Origin of the sequence: Geobacter anodireducens, from assembly GCA_001628815.1 — a bacterium.
Classification (GTDB): domain Bacteria; phylum Desulfobacterota; class Desulfuromonadia; order Geobacterales; family Geobacteraceae; genus Geobacter; species Geobacter anodireducens.
The window spans coordinates 912786-931754 of record CP014963.1; the positions used below are offsets into that span (position 1 = coordinate 912786).

The window sequence follows — 18969 nt, forward strand, 5'->3', positions numbered from 1 at the left end:
TACTGCCATAGTGAACTTCGTGGCCGTCTCGCCTTGGCACGGTCCGTGGGAACAGGGAGGCGTGCCCGGTGGTTGCCTGCCGGCAGATAGATTGTTCTTGACAGAGATTGGCCGTTCGTGTACCTACCGGTAGGTAGTATTCGGAGTCCGGGAGGAAATGTTCAATGGTGAAGCGGGACAAGAGGCGGGCCGACCATGGTGATTCAGTTGTGCGGGGACGTTTGCTGGCGGCGGCGACGGAGCTTTTTACCATAAAAGGGTACGCGGCCACGTCGGTGCGGGAGATCGTTGAGGCGGCAGGCGTTTCCAAGCCGGTCCTCTATTACTGGTTCGGCAACAAGGAAGGCATCTATCTGGAGCTGATGACCGAGCCGTTCGGCCGCTTTACCGCGCTGCTGGAAGAGTGTCTGGGCACTGCCGGGAGCCCGTGCGGCCGGCTCGTGGATCTGCTCGACCGTACGCTGATGCTCGTCCGGGAGAATCTGGGCGGCACGAGGCTCATGTACTCCATCTATTACGGGCCGCCCCAGGGCGCTCCCTTTGTCGACTTCGAGGGCTATCACCGCCATTTCCAGGACGCCATTCGGGAACTGGTTTCCGGCGGCATCGAGGCGGGCGAGCTGCGTTCGGAAAAGGTGGACGATATGATGTGGATTCTGCTCGGGGTCTTCAATGTTGCCCTGGAGGAGCAGTTGTGCGGGCGTCCGGACCGTCCGCCCGGCATTGACCGGGAAGGGTTGCGGCGCATGTTGACTCTTGTCCTGAACGGATTTGCGGCCCGGACGGCCGACGAGGTGGAACGATGACTTTCAGATGGATACTGTGCGTGCTTGGCGGGATGTTCTTTGTGGGGAGTCTTGCGGGATGTTCGAAGGATGGCGAGGCGCAGAACGCTCGGGTGGAAAAACCGGCGTTGGCGGTGGAAACGGTTCCCGTGACCGCCCGCGACCTGGCTGAGGGAATCGAGGTTACCGGCAGCCTTGAACCCAAATTCTCGGCCGACGTCAAAACCCAGATCCCCGGGCTGGTAAAGCAGGTCTACGTTACGGAGTGGGTACGGGTCCGCAAGGGGACCCCCCTGGCGCGCATCGACACGGCCGAGCCGGAGGCCCTGGCAAAGCGGGCGGAGGCATCGGTGGAATCTGCACGGGCCGCCCTGGCCCAGGCCCAGGTGAGTGCCACCAGGGCCGAGCGGGAGCTTGCGCGGATCATCAAGCTGAAGGAGTCGGGGCTTGCCACCCAGCAGTCGGTGGACGATGCCCGCACTGAATCGGCCGCGGCCCAGGCCAGGATCGATGCCGCCCAGGCCCAGATCCGGGTGGCCCAGGAGGAGCTCCGCCAGGCGCGGGCTCGCCTGGCCAAGGGGCTCGTGGTATCCCCGCTGGACGGAGTGGTGGCCTGCGGGACGTGAACGTGGGGGACCTGGCCGGCGACGCGGCAACGGGCAAGCCGATCTTCCGCATCGTGGACAACAGGGTGCTCAACCTGACCGTTACCATCCCGTCGGCCGACTCGGCGCGGGTCATGGTCGGCCAGCCCCTGGAGTTTTCCGTGGATGCCTGCCGGGGAGAACATTCACCGGCACGGTGATGTTCATCAATCCCGAGCTCTCTGCCGAGGACCGCTCGCTGCGGGTCATCGCGGAGGTCCGCAATGACGGGGAACTCCTCAAGGGGGGGCTCTTCGCTAAGGGAAGAATCCTTGTGGGCCGGCGGCCGGCGGTCGTTCAGGTGCCGAGGGATGCCCTGGCAGCCTGGGATACCGCGTCGAAAAAGGCGAGCGTCTTCGTCGTTGCCGGCAACGTGGCGAAGGTGAAGCAGGTGGAAACCGGAGTGGTGATCGGGGATGAAGTGGAGATCGTCAGGGGAGTCGGCCCCGGTGAGCAGCTCGTGACCAGGGGGGGCTTCAACCTGAAGGACGGCGACGTCGTGACCGTTGTCGGGAAGGGCGCTGCGCAATGATCCTGTCCGACCTGTCCATCAAGCGTCCTGTCTTCGCCACGGTGATGATGCTCGTGCTCGTCACGCTGGGGGCGTTTTCCTATCGGCTGTTGTCGGTGGAGATGTACCCCAACGTGGAGATGCCGGTCATCTCCATTGTCACCAAATACCCCGGCGCCTCGCCGGAGACCGTGGAGCGGGAAGTCTCCAAGCGTATCGAGGAAGCGGTCAACCAGATCGCCGGGGTGAAGCATGTGGTTTCCACGTCCCGCGAGAGTGTTTCCACCGTGGTCGTCGAGTTCCGCCTGGAAGAGCGGACCAACGAGGTGGCCCAGGAAGCCTGGGCCAAGGTGAACTCGGTCCGGGGACAGCTTCCCGCCGGGATCGAGGACCCCATCATCCAGAAGCTCGACTTCAATGCCTTGCCGGTGGCGGCCCTGGCGATCCAATCCAAGACCCTGTCGCAGCGTGAGCTGACGACCCTGGTGGACAAGCGGATCAGGAAGCGCTTCGAGAGCGTGGCGGGTGTCGGCAAGGTTGAAATGGTCGGCGGCGCCAAGCGGGAAGTCAACGTTCAGGTTGATCCGGTGCGGCTGGAATCCCTCGGCCTCGGGGCGAACGACGTGGTGCGGGGGCTCCAGAACGAAAACGTGAACACTCCCCTGGGCCGCATCACGCGCGAGGGGGCGGAATACCCCCTGCGGATCGACGGCAAGCCCGATCTGGTGGGGGACTACCGCTCCATGGTCGTCGCCCAGAAGGGGGGGCGCCCCATTACCCTCGGTGAAGTGGCCGCCATTTCCGACGGGGTGGAGGAGCGGCGCACCCTGGCGCTCGTCAACGGCGTGCCAGCCATCGGCATCGATATCTACAAGCAGTCCGGGGCCAACCAGGTCCAGGTGGTGGACAACGTCAGGAAGGTCATGGAGAAAATCCGCAAGGAACTGCCTCCCGAGGTGTCGCTGACCCTGGTGCGCGACTCATCGATCATGACCCGCCAGTCCCTGGCCGACGTGGAGGAGACGCTCATCATCGGCGGCATCCTCACCGTCATCATCGTGTTCCTGTTCATTAACTCCTGGCGCTCCACGGTCATCACCGGGGTGACGCTCCCCATCTCGGTCATCTCGTCCTTCATCATCATGAACGCCATGGGCATGACCCTCAACGTGATGACCCTCATGGCCCTTTCCCTCTCCATCGGGCTGCTCATCGACGACGCAATCGTGGTGCGGGAGAATATCGTCCGGCACCTGGAGATGGGCAAGGACCACATGGAGGCGTCCCGCTTCGGGACCAGCGAGATCGGTCTGGCGGTGTTCGCCACGACCCTGTCGATTCTGGCGGTGTTCGTGCCCGTGGCATTCATGCGGGGCATCGTGGGACGCTTCTTCTTCCCCTTCGGCATCACGGTTTCGTTTGCCGTGCTGGTGTCGCTCTTCGTCTCCTTCACCCTCGACCCGATGCTTTCCTCCCGCTGGCACGACCCGGCCGTTCACGCCCACGGCAAGCGCAGGGGCCTGGCTCGCTGGCTCGAATCCTTCAACGACTGGTTCGACCGTGCCGCCGACCGTTACCGCCTGGCAATAGCCTGGGCGCTCGACCATCGCCGGACGGTCATCGCCACGGCGGCCCTGACATTTTTCCTGGGCATCGCCGTCATGGGAACCCTGGAATCATCCTTCATGTCCGAAGAGGATACGAGCGAATTCCAGGTGTCCTTCACTGCCGCGCCGAACGCCAGCATCACCGAGAGCGAGGGCCGGCTGAAGGCCATGCTGGCTGCCATCGGAGACATTCCCGAAATCAGCCATACCTATTCGACCATCGGCGCCGGCGACGGGGGTACGGTGCGCGACGGCCTTCTCTACGTGAAGCTCAGGGAGAAGAAGGAGCGCGAGCGGGGGCAGTTCGAGGTCGAGCGGGTGGTCAGGCAGCGGCTGCAGCGGATCGCCGGCATTACCTTCTCCATCGAGAAGGTGGGTAATGTGGGCGGGGCGGCCAAGCCCCTCAACGTGAACCTGAAAGGCGACGACATCGGACTTCTGAAGTCGTACGCGGCCCAGCTCAAGGAAAAGATGTACACGATTCCGGGGATTGTGGACGTTTCCGCGACCCTGGAGCACGACACGCCGGAATACCGGCTGCGGGTGGACCGGGAAAAGGCCCTCTCCGCCGGCGTCACCAGCAACGACGTGGTCACGGCCCTTTCGAGGCTGGTGGGGGGCGAGGCCGTGACCACCTATGAGGACGAGGATGGCGATGCCGTGGACGTGCGGGTGAGGCTGCCCGAGGCGCTGCGCCAGGATCCGGCCCAGGTGCGCGACCTGAAGATCTCGGTGCCGGACAGTGCCGGCGGCACCAAGCTGATTCCCCTGGCCAGCGTCAGCACCGAGTCCGTGGCGGCCACCCCCTCCGAGGTAAACCGTCGCGACCTGTCCCGGCTGGTGACGGTTTCGGCCAACCTGGACGGGCTTCCCATCGGCACGGCGGTCAAGAAGGTGGAGGAGGTCTCCAAAACCATAGCCATGGCGCCGGGGTACAGCATCGGTTTTTCGGGCGAGGCGGAAGACATGGCCGAATCGTTCGGCTACATGGGGGAATCGCTCCTGCTGGCCGTTGTCTTTGTCTTTCTGATCCTGGCCGCCCAGTTCGAATCGTTTTTCGAGCCCCTGGCAATCATGCTGTCGCTGCCGCTTTCCATTGTCGGCATGGCCGGGATGCTGAAACTGACCGGCGACACTATCAATATCATGTCGCTCATCGGCCTCATCATGCTCATGGGGCTCGTCACCAAAAACGCCATCCTGCTGGTGGACTACGCCAAGGTCCTCCGGCGACGGGACGGTCTGCCGCGCCGCGAGGCGGTGATCGAGGCAGGCCGGACCAGGCTCCGTCCCATCGCCATGACGACTCTGGCCATGATCTTCGGCATGCTGCCGTTATTCCTCGGCATCGGCGCCGGCGGCGAGGGGCGGGCTCCCATGGCCCGCGCCGTGGTGGGCGGGCTCATCACGTCATCGCTCCTCACCCTGATCGTGGTTCCGGTCATGTACACCTACACGGACGACCTGGCCGTCCGGCTCAGGCGCTGGTGGCGGGGCAACGGGGAGGGGGAGCTTGCTACCGGTCCGGCCGGCGGTCCCGCGCCGGGGGGGCTGGTTGCTTCGATCCTGAAAAAGGCGCGCGGGATTTTCCTGAAGAAGTTCTTCGGCGTGTTCGCCTGCCTCATCACCCTCGGCACCGGCGCTTTCTCCGCTGAGGCAGCAGAGATCCGCGTCCTGACCCTCGACCAGGCCCTTGCCATGGCCGACGAGCGCAACCGCGACATTGCGAAGGCCCGGGAGTTCTTCCGGCAGGTGGAGGGGCGGTACGTGGAGGAGCGGAGCGCGGCGCTGCCCCAGTTCACCATCACCGGCTCGGCATCTTGGCTGGATGACCGCAGCCAGAAAGCCCTGGCCGGCGGCTTTATCCCCACGCGGCAGGATGTGCGCGCCGCCGGGGTGGAGCTTTCCCAGGCCCTGTACACCTGGGGCAAGGTGAGCGCCGCCATCCGGGCGGCCGATCTCGGCTTCAGGACCGCGGACGAGCAGCTCCGCGCGGCGCGGCAGGATGCCCGCCGGGATGTGGCGGTCGCGTTTTACGATATTCTGCTGGCTCGCGAACAGCTTGCCATCAGCAGCCAGAACCTGGAGCAAAAAGGGCGGCACCTGGATGAGGCCCAGCGCAAGTACGCCGCCGGCGTGGCCACCGACTACGATGTGCTTGCCGCCGGCGTATCGGTGGAAAACGCGCGGCCGGAGGTCATCCGGGCCGAAAACCTGACGCGGCTGGCCACGGACCGGCTTCGTTATTTTCTGGCGCTCGACCAGGAGATCGACGTGGAAGGGGCGCTGTCGTTCGAGCCTGCGGCGGTTCCTTCCCACGCCGAGGCCCTGGCCGTGGCGCGGCGCCAGCGGCCCGAGCTCGAGGAGCTGCGCCGGCGGATCGACATGGCTGGTGAGCTGGTGGCGGTAGCCGATGCGGAGGACAAGCCGCGCCTGGACCTGAAGGCGGGTTACGGCTGGCGCCAGCTCGAAGCCGGGGATGGCCGCGGCGACGGAGCTGCGTGGAACGTGGGACTGTATCTGAGCTTTCCGGTCTTTGACGGGCTTAAGGCGCGGGGCAAGGTCGCCCAGGCGGAAAGCGAACGGCGCAGCCTCAGGATCGAGGAGGCGAAGCTGATGGACTCCGTTTCCCTCGAAATACGGGATGCCGTCAACAATGTCCGGGAGGCGCGCGAAATCGTCTCGGCCCTCGAAGGGACCGTCGCCCAAGCGGAGCGTCTCCTGGCCATGGCCGAGCAGGGGTTCGAGCTGGGCGTGAAAATCCGCCTGGAGGTTGACGATGCAGAGCTGAATCTCCGACAGGCGCGGGGCAATCTGGCCAAGGCGCGCAGGGACTACCTCGTTGCCCGGGTGAACCTTGAGCGGGTCATGGGTGTCTTGGGCGAAGAGGGCGCGGACAGGAACAAGATGTAATGGATTGTTGCTAAAATGTTATCTTGTTGATGCCTGAGTGATATAATGAAGACAGGAAGGAGAAGGTTCGTTTCCCGGAAAGGAGGCAACGGTCATGAAAGGCGATCGGATGCGTCACATGGTCTGCAATGTGGAAGACAGCCAAACCCTTCACTGCCTGACGGCCAATGCCACCGTATCCTGCGCACGGTGCGGTGCCAAGGCCCATAGTCCGTCCAATGTCTGCGACCCGGTGTCGCTCACCATGGAGGGGGATTGAGGCGGCAGCCAGAGAAAAGCAGATGGAAAAGAAGCGGAAGGCCCGGTAAATCGGGCCTTTTTTCGTTTGGAGTCCGCGTCTGTCAGGCAGCCCGGGTCAGTCCCTCTGCCTCGTACCGTTCCACCACCCTTGCGTAGCGTTCGGTGAAGTCGGCCGGGGTGCGCGCTTCGGCCGACTCGTAGCCCGTCAGGATGCCGCTGCGCACCTCCTCGGGGAGCACCCGTTCGGCCAGGGGATACAGGATGTCGTCTTCCTTGGCGATGTGCTCGCGGAGCATGGTCAGGTAGCCGAGGGCGTTTTCCGCGATGTCCCCGTCACGCCCGGTGCTGCCCGCCAGGGCGGCGGTGGCCGCCTCCTCCATGGCCTTCACGTAGGCCCGGCCCCGGTCGTGCTCCATGAGCATGGCCGCCACCGGGCTGTTCTCGCGGGGCATGCCGTTGTTCACCAGGGCCTCGAAGAGGACGTCTTCCTCCTTGGCGTGGTGGAAGCGGTCGGCATAGTGGCGGATGAAGTCCACCGCGTCGAGATAGAAGCGGTAGTTGGTGTAGAGCCTTCCGCCGTCAGGGAGGCGTTGCGCTCGAGTACGTCGAGCATTCGGAGGATCAGTTTGTGCTCGTCAACCAGGGCCTGGGTGATGTTGCGCTTCATGGTCAGTTCCTCCTTTCGCCGTCGATGCCGATGATGATGGTTTCCAGCGGCACCGGGTCTCCCGCCTTGGCCAGGGCCTGCTTTACCATGATGTCGAGACCGCGGCAGCAGGGGACCTCCATGATGGCCACGGTGACGCTTTTAACATCGTTGTCGCGGAAGATGGTGGCCAGTTTGTCCACGTAGGTGCCGGTCTCGTCCAGTTTGGGGCACGCGATGGCCAGGGCCTTCCCCTTGAGCAGGTCCTGATGGAAGGAGCCCAGGGCAAAGGCGACGCAATCGGCCGAGATCAGGATGTCCGCATTCCTGAAATAGGGGGCCGAGGGGGGGACCAGGTGGAGCTGGACCGGCCACTGGCGAAGTGCCGACGGGGTCCGGGCGGTGTCGTTAGTAGTGGTTTCTTCTCGTTCGATGACGCGAGCCATGCTGCCGGGGCAGCCGCAACCGAGATGTGACATGGTGTGTTCTCCTTTTCGGGTACTGGTGTAATGGTTGATGAGTGGCCTGTGTTACGCCGCTTTGCTGGTCAGGTAGTCGTTTATTTCCGCTTCGATCCCCGCCTCGTCCTCTTTCGAAAGCCCGTGGATGGAGACCACGTCCTTGAGCAGGCAGATGCCCACCTTGCAGGTGACGCAGCCGATGTCGTAACGCTGCAGGATTTCCCCGATTTCGGGATAGGATGCAAGCACGTCCTGGATGGCCTGGCTGCCGAGATCGTTTTTCAGATTCATTGATTGTTCCTCCCTCGCGTTCAGATGATTCCACCTTACGCCCCTGAGAGAGGAATTTTTATGATGTGGGTCAAGAAATGGCGATTGTAAAAGTCCGGACAAACGGATTGATTCGGATCAGATGCTTTCGATGAACAGGAGTGCCGGATCTTCCAGGTAATTGACGACCTTGCGCAGGAACTGGGCCGCGTCGGCCCCGTCGGTGACCCGGTGGTCGAAGGTGAGGGACAGGGGGAGAATCGTGCGGATGGCGATGCGGCCGGCGTGGACCCAGGGACGGTCGGCGATGCGGCCTAAGCCGAGGATGGCCACGTCGGGCCAGTTGATGACGGGGGTGGCGAACACGCCCCCGAAGTGGCCGAAGTTGGTGAGGGTGAAGGTGCTGCCCCTCATTTCGTCCAGGGTAATGGTCCGCTCCCGGGCCTTGCGGCCCAGTTCCTGGAGCTCCGAGGCCAGTTCGATGATGCTCTTGGCGTCCACGTGGCGGATTACCGGCACCATGAGGCCGTCTGGGGTCTCCACGGCAATGCCGAAGTGATAGTGCTTTTTGAGGATGATGTCTCCGGCTGCGTCGTCAATGGCCGCGTTCAGGTAGGGGTGCTCCCGCAGCGCGTGCTGGACCGCCTTGATGAAGAAGGGGAGAACGGTGAGGTGGATGCCCCGCTGTTCCACCGCCTGCTGCTCCCGTTCCCGCAGGTGCCACAGGTCGGTGATGTCTGCCTCTTCCATTCCGGTGACAAAGGCGGTGTTCCGCTGGGAGGTCATGACGTTGCGGGCAATGGACCGCCGTACCCCCCGCAGGGGAATCCGCTCCGACGGCCCGAACTCGCCGGCATCCGGGCGGACCGGGGCGCCCGCGCCCGCCACGTCTTCGGGGGTGATGCTCCCCCGGGGGCCGCTTCCCCGCACGGTTGCCAGGTCGATGCCCCGTTCCCGGGCCAGCTTCCTGACCAGGGGGGTGGCGAGGATGTCCGGCTGCTGCGTCCCGACGGCTTCCTCCGCCTCGGGGAGTTCGCCCACGATCCCCACGGAGGGTTTTCGCACGGGGGGAGTCTCTTCCTCGACAGCGATGGTCAGGAGCGTCTCTCCGACCATGACGGTTTCGCCCTCACGCCGGGCAAGACTCTGGACCCTCCCGGCCCGGGGCGAGGGAACCTCCACCACTGCCTTGTCGGTCTCCACCTCGGCCACCGGCTGGTGCTCGGTCACGGTGTCGCCTTCCTTCACGAGCCAGCGGCGCAGTTCCGCCTCGGTTATGCCCTCGCCCAGATCGGGGAGCTTGAAGTCATACGGCATCGGTTCCTCCCGGAAGAACTCGTTGCTGCACTATGGGGCGTCCGGCGTTGGCGGTGTCGGCGGGGCTCCTGCTCCGAAAACCTCCACGCGTCACCGGCTGAATTTCATGGGAACGCAACCGCTGCTCCCGGCGCTTTCGCTTCGGCTGATCCGTTGGTGGTTGATGCGGGATCGTTTCTCCGCAGGAGTCCCGCCCCCGCCGTGAGACACCTGTGGAGAGGTCACCCGGATCAGTAGGCCAGCACTTCCTCGACGGCCGCCCGGATCCGCTCCGGAGACGGCAGGTACCGGTCCATGAGCCGGGCCAGGGGCACCGGAACGTCCGGAGCCGTAACCCGCAGCACCGGACCCCGCAGGTGGAGGATCGCCTCCTCCGCCACGGTGGCGGCGATTTCGGCCCCCAGGCCGCAGGTCAGCGGCGCCTCGTGGACAATGACGAGCCGGCCGGTCTTCCGCACCGATGCCAGCAGCGTCTCCCAGTCAAAGGGAGCCAGGGTCATGGGGTCGATCACCTCGGCATCGTATCCTTCAACGGCCTGGATGGTCCGCTGGAGCATGCTGCCCCAGGCGGCCACGGTCACCGCGCCTCCCTGCCGGACGATCCGGGCCGTGCCCAGGGGCAGGGTGTAGTCCCCCTCGGGCACTTCCTCCTTCACCAGCCGGTAGAGGCGGGTCGGCTCCAGGAAGAGCACCGGGTCCGGATCGCGGATGGCGGCCAGCAGGAGCCCCTTGGCGCTGTAAGGCCCCGAGGGGACCACCACCTTGAGCCCCGGCACGTGGCAGAACAGGGCCTCGGTGCTCTCCTCGTGGAGTTCCGGCGCCTTGATGCCGCCGCCATAGGGGGTGCGGATAACCAGCGGGCAGGTGAAGCGGCCCCGGGACCGGGTGCGGATGCGTGCCGCGTGGGCCACGAGCTGGTCGAAGGCGGCATAGATGAACCCCATGAACTGGATCTCCGCCACGGGACGCATGCCGCACACGGCCATGCCGATGGCCGCCCCGGCTATGGCCGATTCCGACAGGGGAGTGTCCATGACCCGTTCCCCGCCGAACTGCTCGAACAGCCCCTCCGTCACCCGGAACACGCCGCCGTCTCTGCCCACGTCCTCGCCGAGGACCACCAGCCGGTTGTCCCGGGCCATCTCTTCCCGCAGGGCGAGGTTTATTGCCTGGACCATATTCAGTTGAGGCATGGAGCATCCTCTCCTCTAGCGGATGTTTTCCTGTTGCCGTCTCTGCCGCCGGCTCAACTCCGCGCAGGCGCAGGTGAACATCTCTCCCGGCTCCGGCGGCGGCACCGATTCGTAGCGCCGTACCGCTTCGTCGATCTCTCCCTCGGCCTGTGCCTGCACCTCGGCCCCGTAATCCCCGTTCCAGAGGCCGCGCTTTGCCAGGAACCGCTCGAAGCGGAGCAGGGGGTCCCGGTCGCGCCACGCCTCCACGTCAGCCGGGGGACGATAGCGGCTCGCATCGTCGGCGGTGGTGTGGTCGGCCATGCGGTAGGTGAGGCATTCGATGAAGGTGGGGCCGCCCCCGTTGCGGGCTCTGGCCAGGGCCTCGCCCGTGGCGCGGAATACGGCCAGCACGTCGTTGCCGTCCACCTGAATGCCCTCGAAGCCGTAGGCCAGCGCTTTCTGGGCCAGGGTTTGGGAGGCGGTCTGGGCCGCCAGGGGCACTGAAATGGCCCACTGGTTGTTCTGGCAGATGAAGACCACCGGCAGCTTCAGGGCGCCGGCCAGGTTGAACCCTTCGTGAAAGTCCCCCTTGGAGGTGGCGCCGTCGCCGAAGTAGGCCGCCACGGCCGACCGGTCGCCCCTGGCCCTGGCCGCCAGCGCCGCCCCTGTGGCATGGGGGATGTGGGTCCCCACGGAAACGCAGATGGGAAAGAGGTTCATGCCGTCCGGTGTCCGTAGTCCCCGCTCGTCGCCGCCCCAGTACTGGAAGAGCTGGTGGACCGGGTAGCCGAGGGTGAGGTGGGCGCCCATCTCCCGGAAGGAGGGGAAGACCCAGTCGCTTGGCTGAAGGGCGAAGGCGCTCCCCACCTGGGCCGCCTCCTGGCCCAGCACCGAGGGGTAGGTGCCGATCCTGCCCTCCCGCTGGAGCGCCAGGGCGCGGCGGTCAAAGGTACGGGTCAGGAGCATCAGGTAGTGGAGCCGCCGCAACTGGTCGCCCGAAAGGCCGGGGAGGAGCGCCTCGTCCGCCGTGCCGTCCGCAGCGATGATCTCGATCCGCCGGACGCCGAATGTCTGAATCGTTGTTTCGGGCATGGGATCACTCTCGTTCAGGTTGATGATGCCGCAGGCCCGGGCACTGAGGGTGTCGCGGCCCGGTTGTCATCGCCGTGTTACGAGCAAGGATACCAGAGTGTTCCGGTTTCGCATCACTTGCCGCCGGGCGCAGGCCCCGAAGCGGCCGGCGGCCCGCTGTTGGCTGCCAGGAGGAGATCGGCCTCCGCCTCCAGTTCGCGCATGACGCGGCGGGTGTAGAGTATGGAAACGGCCGCCGCGCTCCAGGTGACGAGCGCGAACCCCCACCAGATGCCGGGCAGTCCCCAGCCGAGCCGCAGGGCCAGAAGCCAGAAGACCGGCACCGGGGCCAGAATCTGGCGGAACAGCCCGATCCAGAGGGCGAAGGCGGGGCGCTGGAGCCCCTGGAGGGCCGAGTTGTTCACGTACAGGATCACATAGGCCCCGAGCACCAGGGCCTCCACCCTCAGGAATCCCGCCCCCCGGGCAACCACTGCGGGGTCGTCGGTGAACAGGCCCACCAGGGGGGCCGCCGTGGCCATCATCAGCACCGTCCCGGCCACCATCATCAGGAGTCCGGCCCGCAGAGCCCGGGACAGGGCCTCCCGCACCCGCGCCAGCTTTCCCGCGCCGAAGTTCTGGGCCACCAGGGACAGGACCGCCACGTTCAGCCCCATGGCCGGCAGGAGCACGATCTGCTCGATGCGGGTGCCGATGCCGTAGGCGGCCACCGCTTCTTTCCCGAACCGTCCCGCGAACCAGGTGATCACGAAGATGCCCAGGGACACGGTCAGCATGTTGAGGCTTGCCGGGAATCCCTGGCCGAAGAGCCGACGGAACGCCTCCCGCCGCGGTGCCATCAGCCGCCACGACCGCCCCGACAGAAGCCCGGTCCGCCGGACCCGGCCCAGGAGGTAGAGGTTGCCCGCGGCCTGGATCATCACCGTGGCCAGGGCGATGCCGCCGATGCCCATGGCCGGGATGCCGAAGCCGCCGTACATGAACCAGGGGTCCAGGGCCAGGTTCAAGAAGAAGCCCGTCACCAGGAAGTTGCGGAAGCTTTTGGTGTCGCCCGCGGCATTGAGCATGGAGTTGAGAATATAGTTGCCCATGAAGAAGATGCTGCCGGCAAAGAGGACGTTCATGTAGCCAGGGCCAGGGCCAGGTAGTCGCCGGAGGCCCCCATGAGCCGGAAGATCGCCGGTGACGCGACGAGCCCGGCGGCCGTGAGGAGCAGGGCGTGGAGCACCCCGAAGGAAACCGCCTGGGCCGCGTAGAGTTCGGCATCCTCGCGATTGCCGCTCCCCAGCGCATGGCCGATGAGGGCCGTGGCGCCCATGGAGGTTCCCGCCCCCAGGGCCAGAACGATGAAAAAGAGGGGAAAGGAAAGGGACAGGGCCGCCAGCGCTTGGTGGAGATGAGGCCGCCGTAGAAGGTGTCCACCACGTTGAACATGGTGTTGAAGAAAAAGCCGGTCCCCACGGGCACGGCGAGCCGGACCAGGAGTTGCGGGATGGGATCGCGGATCAGGTCGACAGAGGATTTCATCCTGCTAATAGTACCATCCTTGATCCGTTTGGGGACCACGCAGCACCGGCGCGCGGAACTCACAGCTTGAATTGGCCGACCAGGCGCTGGAGCTCCTCCGACTGTCTGGAAAGGGTGGCTGCCGCCCCGGCCGTTTCCGTCGCCCCCTGGGCGGTCTGGTCAACCACGGCGGTTATCTGCTGGATGTTGTTGGATATCTCTGCGGTGGTGCTGGTCTGCTGTTCGGCCGCGGTCGCTATCTGGTTGATCTGCTGGGTGACGTCGCTGATCTGCTGGAGGATGTGCTCCAGGGACCTGGCGGATTCGCCCGAGTACTCGGTTCCCTTCTCCACTTCCGCCACGCCTTCGTCGATCGCTGAAATGGCCTCTTTCGTCTCATTCTGAACGGATTTGATCATCTGGCTGATTTCGCGGGTCGCGCGGGTGGTGCGCTCCGCCAGGGCGCGGACTTCGTCGGCCACGACGGCGAAGCCGCGGCCCTGTTCTCCCGCCCGGGCGGCCTCGATGGCGGCATTCAGGGCCAGCAGGTTGGTCTGATCGGCAATGTCCTGGATGGTTTCGATGATCTGGCCGATCTGGTCCGACCGGGAACCCAACCCCTCGACGGTCCTGGCCGCGCCCTTGACCTTGCCGGCGATGCGCTCCATGCAATCCGTTGTCCGGCGAACCACCTCGGAGCCCGAACGGGCGGTAGCGCTGGCGCGGGTGGAGTTGTCCGCCGCGCTCAGGCAATTGTCGGCTATGTCGCTGGAGGTGGCGGCCATCTCTTCGCTGGCAACGGCAACCGTGTTGGCCTGGGATGCCACATTCTCCGTTCCCGAGGCGATCCGGTCGGCGTTGGCCTGAAGCTGCCGCGACGCCAGCGCGACCTCCTCCGATGTCTGCGATATCCGGGAGATGATCTCGCGCATGGTTGACTGGAGGCCGCCGATGGAGCGGATGATGTCGCTGATCTCGTTGTTGCGTTTGGGAGCGATCGTCTCCGTCAGATCACCTCTGGTTATCCCGGCCAGATAGCCCATGATCCGCGCGAGCGCATCATTGACCGTCCAGAAGAGCAGCCAACTGAACAAAGCCCCGAGAAGCACGAATACGGATGTGGACACGATGGCCTGGGACGTCGAGAACACGCGCCCTGCAACGACCGCGACTATGATGCAGAAGCTGTAACAGACGCACAGCAGAATGATCCGCGTTCGGATCTTCAGGTGAAGGTAGAGATTCAGTAAATATGACATGACCGCCCCCCGACAGGCACTGCCCGTTCTGGATTACCATTGTTCTTATCGTCATGCCGCGCTGTTTCTCCAGAGAAATAGTTGGGGCACGGAACAAACGTGAAGATCAGGCATGGCGGGATGCGCCGGAAAACCGGGGGACGGTATCCTGCGTGAGATGGCGCCGTGGCACCGGGCCGTCCGGACGGAGAGGGCCGCCGTGCGCCGCGATCAGTACTTGAGGACCTTTGCCAGGAAGTTCCGCAGCTTGTCGCTCCGGGGATTGACGAACAGCTCCGCCGCGGGCCCCTCGTCGACGGCCATCCCGTCGCAGACGAAGAGGCAGCGGTCCGCCACGCTCCGGGCAAAGCCCATGTGGTGGGTGGCCATGATGATGTCGCGGCCTTCGCTGCGCAGCTCCATGATGATGTCCAGCACCTCGGCGGTCATTTCCGGGTCCAGGGCTGAGGTGGGCTCGTCCAGCAGGAGAAACCGGGGCCGGATGGCCATGGCCCGGGCAATGGCCACCCGCTGCTGCTGGCCGCCCGAGAGCTCGGCCGGCCTCTTGGCCGCATGGGGGGCGAGCTGGAAGCGCTCCAGGAGCGCCAGGGCCTGGTCCCTTGCCTCGGCCGGCGGGATGCCGTGCACCTTTGTCAGGGGGAGGGTGATGTTCTCGAGGGCCGAGAGGTGGGGGAAAAGGTTGTAGGCCTGGAACACCGTGCCGATCCTCCGCCGATGGGCCGGCGGGATGCCGTGCACCTTTGTCAGGGGGAGGGTGATGTTCTCGAGGGCCGAGAGGTGGGGGAAAAGGTTGTAGGCCTGGAACACCGTGCCGATCCTCCGCCGATGGGCCAGGAGGCTCCCCTCGTCGAACCCGATCCGCTCGCCGTCGATCTCCAGTTCTCCCCCGTCCGGGGCGGTGAGCCCGCCGATGACCCGCAGCAGCGTCGTCTTGCCCCCGCCGGAGGGGCCGATCACCGCCAGGGCCTTGAACTCGGCCAGATCCAGCGACAGGCCGGCCAGGGCGGCTTGGCTCCCGAACCGCTTGGTTATCCCCGCCAGCCTAAGTCGCATAGCGGAATTTCTTCTCGAGCCGGCGCGAAAGGAGCGAGATGGGCAGGGTGATGGCCAGGTAGCCGATGGCCAGGGGCAGGTAGCTTTCCAGGGTGCTGTAGGTGAAGGCGTTCACCTCCTGGGCGTTGAGGGTGAATTCGCTCACGGCGATGATTGACAGGAGCGACGAGTCCTTGACGATGGAGGCGAACTGCCCCGCCAGGGGGGGGATGGTCTGGCGGAACGCCTGGGGAAAAACCACGTACCGGTAGATCTGGGCGCGGGTGAGGCCGATGGCCCGGGCCGATTCCATCTGGGAGTCGCCCACGCTTTCGATGCCGGCCCGGATCATCTCCGAGATGTAGGCCCCGGCAAACAGCGACAGGGTGATCACTCCCACCAGGTAGCGGTCGCTTACGCCGAAAGCGTCGGCCACCACATAGAAGAACACCAGGATCTGCACCAGCAGCGGCGTTCCCCGGATCGTCTCCACGTATATCCGGCCCAGGTAGCGCAGCGGCAGCAACCGGCTCCGTTGGGCCAGGGCCGTGCAGAAACCGATCGCGAACGAGAGAAACAGCGCCGCCGCCGAGATGGCGAGGGTCATGAGCCAGCCGTTGATGAATTTCTGCCGGTAGGCGTAGACCGATTCCCACCCCCAGTGGTACTGGAGGGTGTGAAAGGCGTAGGCAAAGATGAGCGTCACCAGGAAAAAGGCGATGAGGATGCCGACGATGCGGGCCGGGAGGGGGACGGCGCCTCCCTCCCGGCAGTCATGGGGTGCGAAGAGAAGATTCATGGCGTCCTAGAGATAGAAGGGATAGCCCAGTTTCCTGAACGCTTCCTTCTGCTCCTTGAGGTACTTGTCGCCAAGCGTCTCGAAACCGCCTTTCTTGCGGAAATCGGCCAGGAAGGCGTTCACTTTCGTCCTCAGGTCATCGTTGCCCTTGCGGATGCCCACTGCCCACGATTCCTTCTGGAACGGCTCCAGGATGGCGCGGGTGGTGGCCCGGTTCTTCTGCCAGTTCTGGTAGGTGGACATCTGGTCGTAGATGAAGGCGTCGGCTTTCCCCTGCACCACTTCGAGGACGGCCGCGGCTTCCTTGTCGAGGACGAGCACCCTGGCCTTTTTCAGGTTCTTGCCGGCCCAGGCGTGGCCCGTGGTCCCCTTTTTGACCGCAACGCTGCGGCCCGGCTGGTCCAGGTCGCCGATGCCCTTTACCGGCGATTCCTTCTTGACCAGGAGGCAGAGCCCCGTGTTCAGGTAGGGGTCGGAGAAGTCGATGGACCTGGCCCGCTCCGCATTGGCGGTCATGGATGAGATGATGAGGTCGATCTTGCCGGTTTTCAGGGCAGGAATCAGACCGTCGAAGGCCATGTTCTGGATCACGATCTTCTTGCCCAGGGCCCGGCCGAGTTCCGTGGCAAGGTCGACGCTCACGCCGGTGGGCTTGCCGGTCGTGTCGGTCATCTCGAACGGCGGATAGGCCAGTTCCATGCCGACGACGAGCGAGTCCCCCGCGGCGCGGGCAAGGGAAGCGTTCAGGAGCAGAACGAAGAAGAGTCCGATAAGCCATCCCGCCGCCCGGAAGCGGAGTGTGCGTGCGATAACCATGGGGTCCTCCAGTGAGTGTGATATGGCGGCCGTGCTGAAAAAAACGGCCCGCGCATCGGTCACGGGCCGTTTTCCATGCCGCAGGGTCTGTGCTGCCGGCTACTTCAACGGCACCGGGTTACATACGTTGTCCGGCGAGTTGGCCAGTGCGCCGCAATTGCCGCATTTAACGGTGGGCGAGGCGGAGAGGCTTGCCACCTCATCGCTGCATCCCTCGGCCTTGAGGGCACACATATGCATTTTGTGGGCTGTGATGTCGCATGCCATTTGACGTTCCTCCTTGCGCGTTGTTCCCGACAGTGGAAGTCTAGCGCGGGACAGCCCCCTGTCAAGGCACGGATGGTGCTGGACGGGAGGGAGGGTTTTAGCTATCATGGCGCCACGCACCGTCCCGCGGAGGCCCCGCCGATCCATGAAAGACCGCCTGATCGAGTCGACCCGTTACATCATCCTCATCGCCGTGATCGGCTCCTTTGCCGCCGCCGTCACCCTCATCGTCTATGGCGGAATCTTCGCATTCCGCACGATCATCGAGACCCTGGCCTCCGGCTACGTGAGCAGCAAGGGGATGAAATCCCTGGTCCTGTCGTTCATCGAGGTGGTCGACACCTTTCTGCTCGGCACGGTCCTCTATATCATTTCCCTTGCCCTCTACGAGCTCTTCGTCGACGACAGCGTGCAGGTTCCCGAATGGCTTTCGATCCACAGCCTGGACGACCTCAAGTACAAACTGGTGGGGGTCGTGGTGGTGGTCATCGGCGTCCTCTTTCTCGGCCAGGTGATGACCTGGGACGGCCAGCGGGATCTCCTCGGCTACGGCGTGGCAGCCTCGCTGGTCATCGCTGCCCTTACGTACTTTCTCAGTCAGAAGGAAAAGTAGGACACAACGCTGCGTGTTGACAGTGTTTACTTCCGGATGGTAATAGGTAGGGTTCGCTGCGGAAGGGGCGTTCAGCCGGTGAACGCAGCACGGGGGGGAGCATGGAACGTTTCTTCATCGTCGGGTGCGGCGATATCGGGAAAAAGGTGGCAAGGACCGCCCTGGCAAGCGGTGCCGGGGTCGCGGCCCTGATCCGGTCTCCGGATAAGGCGGCATCCCTCCGCGAAATGGGGGTGACCGCCCTGGAGGCGAACCTGGATGAACGGGATTCCCTGGCAGGGATGCCCACCCGCGGCGCCGTGGTGTTCTATTTTGCTCCCCCGCCCGGCGGAGGGTTCACCGATCCCCGCGTGCGTGCCTTCTGCGATGCCATTGCTCCGGGCGAGGAGCCGCGGAAGATCGTTTACCTGAGCACCAGTGGCGTGTACGGCGATTGCGGCGGCGAGGTCGTGACCGAAGAGACTCCGCCGAATCCCCAGACCTCGCGGGCACGCCGCCGCTACGATGCGGAAACGGTTTTCCGCCAGTGGGGGGCCGAGCGGGGCGTCCCGGTGGTCATCCTCCGGGTGACCGGAATCTACGGGCCGGGCCGGCTTCCCCTCCAGCAGCTCACCAGCGGCCAGCCGGTGCTTGAGGACAGCCTGGCTCCCGTTACCAACCGCATCCATTCGGACGATCTGGCCCGCATCTGCCTCGCCGCTGCGGAACGCGGCGAAGACGGGGACATCTTCAACGTGAGCGATGGTCACCCCACCACCATGACCGCCTATTTCGACGCGTGCGCCGACGCCTGGGCCTGCCGCGGCCGCGCCGGGTGACCCTTGAGGAAGCCCGTCGGGTCATGACGCCGCTCATGTTTTCGTACGTGACCGAATCGCGGAAAATGGACAATCGCCTGATGCGCGAGAAGCTGCGCGTGACACTGCTCCATCCGGCCATGCAGGAGGGGGTGCGCAGCTCTGTTGAGTAGCCCGGCTGTCTGCGGAAAAAAGAAAACGCCGGACCCTGGGGGCCGG

14 protein-coding genes and 4 pseudogenes are annotated in these 18969 nt (G+C 64.9%); 6 read left to right on the forward strand and 12 right to left on the reverse strand.

From position 1 onward, the window contains the following. Positions 1-164: 164 nt before the first annotated feature. The 4 genes and pseudogenes from A2G06_04255 to A2G06_04270 all read left to right on the forward strand — a co-directional run bounded on the left by A2G06_04255 (position 165) and on the right by A2G06_04270 (position 6719). Positions 165-806: a TetR family transcriptional regulator gene (locus tag A2G06_04255; protein ID ANA39702.1), complete on the forward strand. Its 642-nt coding sequence runs from the start codon at positions 165-167 to the stop codon at positions 804-806. Continuing rightward, positions 803-1961 (forward strand): annotated as a pseudogene (locus A2G06_04260) (efflux transporter periplasmic adaptor subunit). The gene A2G06_04255 and the pseudogene A2G06_04260 overlap by 4 nt, the downstream one beginning before the upstream one ends. After that, complete coding sequence (locus A2G06_04265; protein ID ANA39703.1) at positions 1958-6460, forward strand: RND transporter; 4503 nt, start codon at positions 1958-1960, stop codon at positions 6458-6460. Before A2G06_04260 ends, A2G06_04265 begins: the two are co-directional and overlap by 4 nt. Before the next feature lie 94 nt (positions 6461-6554). Next, the gene (locus tag A2G06_04270) at positions 6555-6719 is read left to right on the forward strand and encodes a hypothetical protein (protein ANA39704.1); all 165 of its coding nucleotides are present in this window, start codon (positions 6555-6557) and stop codon (positions 6717-6719) included. A gap of 82 nt (positions 6720-6801) precedes the next feature. Here the strand turns inward: A2G06_04270 and A2G06_04275 are convergent. The 12 genes and pseudogenes from A2G06_04275 to A2G06_04330 form a co-directional block, all read right to left on the reverse strand. Then, a pseudogene (locus tag A2G06_04275) lies at positions 6802-7367 on the reverse strand (cation-binding protein). 2 nt (positions 7368-7369) lie between these two features. Next, positions 7370-7825 (reverse strand): hypothetical protein, encoded by a 456-nt coding sequence (locus A2G06_04280; GenBank protein ANA39705.1) that lies wholly within the window; start codon positions 7823-7825, stop codon positions 7370-7372. A 51-nt stretch (positions 7826-7876) separates the two neighbouring features. After that, positions 7877-8098 (reverse strand): hypothetical protein, encoded by a 222-nt coding sequence (locus A2G06_04285; protein ID ANA39706.1) that lies wholly within the window; start codon positions 8096-8098, stop codon positions 7877-7879. Positions 8099-8215: 117 nt separating this feature from the next. Continuing rightward, the gene (locus A2G06_04290) at positions 8216-9394 is read right to left on the reverse strand and encodes a branched-chain alpha-keto acid dehydrogenase subunit E2 (protein ANA39707.1); all 1179 of its coding nucleotides are present in this window, start codon (positions 9392-9394) and stop codon (positions 8216-8218) included. A 230-nt stretch (positions 9395-9624) separates the two neighbouring features. Continuing rightward, positions 9625-10587, reverse strand: a complete 963-nt coding sequence (locus A2G06_04295; GenBank protein ANA39708.1) for a 2-oxoisovalerate dehydrogenase — start codon at positions 10585-10587, stop codon at positions 9625-9627. Between the two features lie 15 nt (positions 10588-10602). Then, a complete protein-coding gene (locus tag A2G06_04300) occupies positions 10603-11661 on the reverse strand; it encodes a pyruvate dehydrogenase (acetyl-transferring) E1 component subunit alpha (GenBank protein ANA39709.1) in 1059 nt (352 codons plus the stop codon). 113 nt (positions 11662-11774) lie between these two features. After that, positions 11775-13188, reverse strand: a pseudogene (locus A2G06_04305) (MATE family efflux transporter). A gap of 59 nt (positions 13189-13247) precedes the next feature. Further along, positions 13248-14426, reverse strand: a complete 1179-nt coding sequence (locus A2G06_04310) for a chemotaxis protein (GenBank protein ANA39710.1) — start codon at positions 14424-14426, stop codon at positions 13248-13250. 210 nt (positions 14427-14636) lie between these two features. Next, positions 14637-15479 (reverse strand): glutamine ABC transporter ATP-binding protein, encoded by an 843-nt coding sequence (glnQ, locus tag A2G06_04315; protein ANA39711.1) that lies wholly within the window; start codon positions 15477-15479, stop codon positions 14637-14639. Then, positions 15469-16257, reverse strand: a complete 789-nt coding sequence (locus tag A2G06_04320; GenBank protein ID ANA39712.1) for an amino acid ABC transporter permease — start codon at positions 16255-16257, stop codon at positions 15469-15471. Before A2G06_04320 ends, glnQ begins: the two co-directional genes overlap by 11 nt. A gap of 6 nt (positions 16258-16263) precedes the next feature. Then, positions 16264-17073, reverse strand: a complete 810-nt coding sequence (locus A2G06_04325; protein ID ANA41588.1) for an amino acid ABC transporter substrate-binding protein — start codon at positions 17071-17073, stop codon at positions 16264-16266. 99 nt (positions 17074-17172) lie between these two features. Then, positions 17173-17340: a hypothetical protein gene (locus A2G06_04330; protein ANA39713.1), complete on the reverse strand. Its 168-nt coding sequence runs from the start codon at positions 17338-17340 to the stop codon at positions 17173-17175. Between the two features lie 145 nt (positions 17341-17485). On the opposite strand from A2G06_04330, the gene A2G06_04335 reads away from it, so the two are divergent. Together A2G06_04335 and A2G06_04340 are read left to right on the forward strand one after the other, a co-directional pair. After that, on the forward strand, positions 17486-17953 hold the full coding sequence (locus tag A2G06_04335) for a hypothetical protein (protein ID ANA39714.1): 468 nt from the start codon (positions 17486-17488) through the stop codon (positions 17951-17953). Positions 17954-18054: 101 nt separating this feature from the next. Then, positions 18055-18923: pseudogene (locus tag A2G06_04340) on the forward strand (NAD(P)-dependent oxidoreductase). Positions 18924-18969 lie beyond the last annotated feature (46 nt).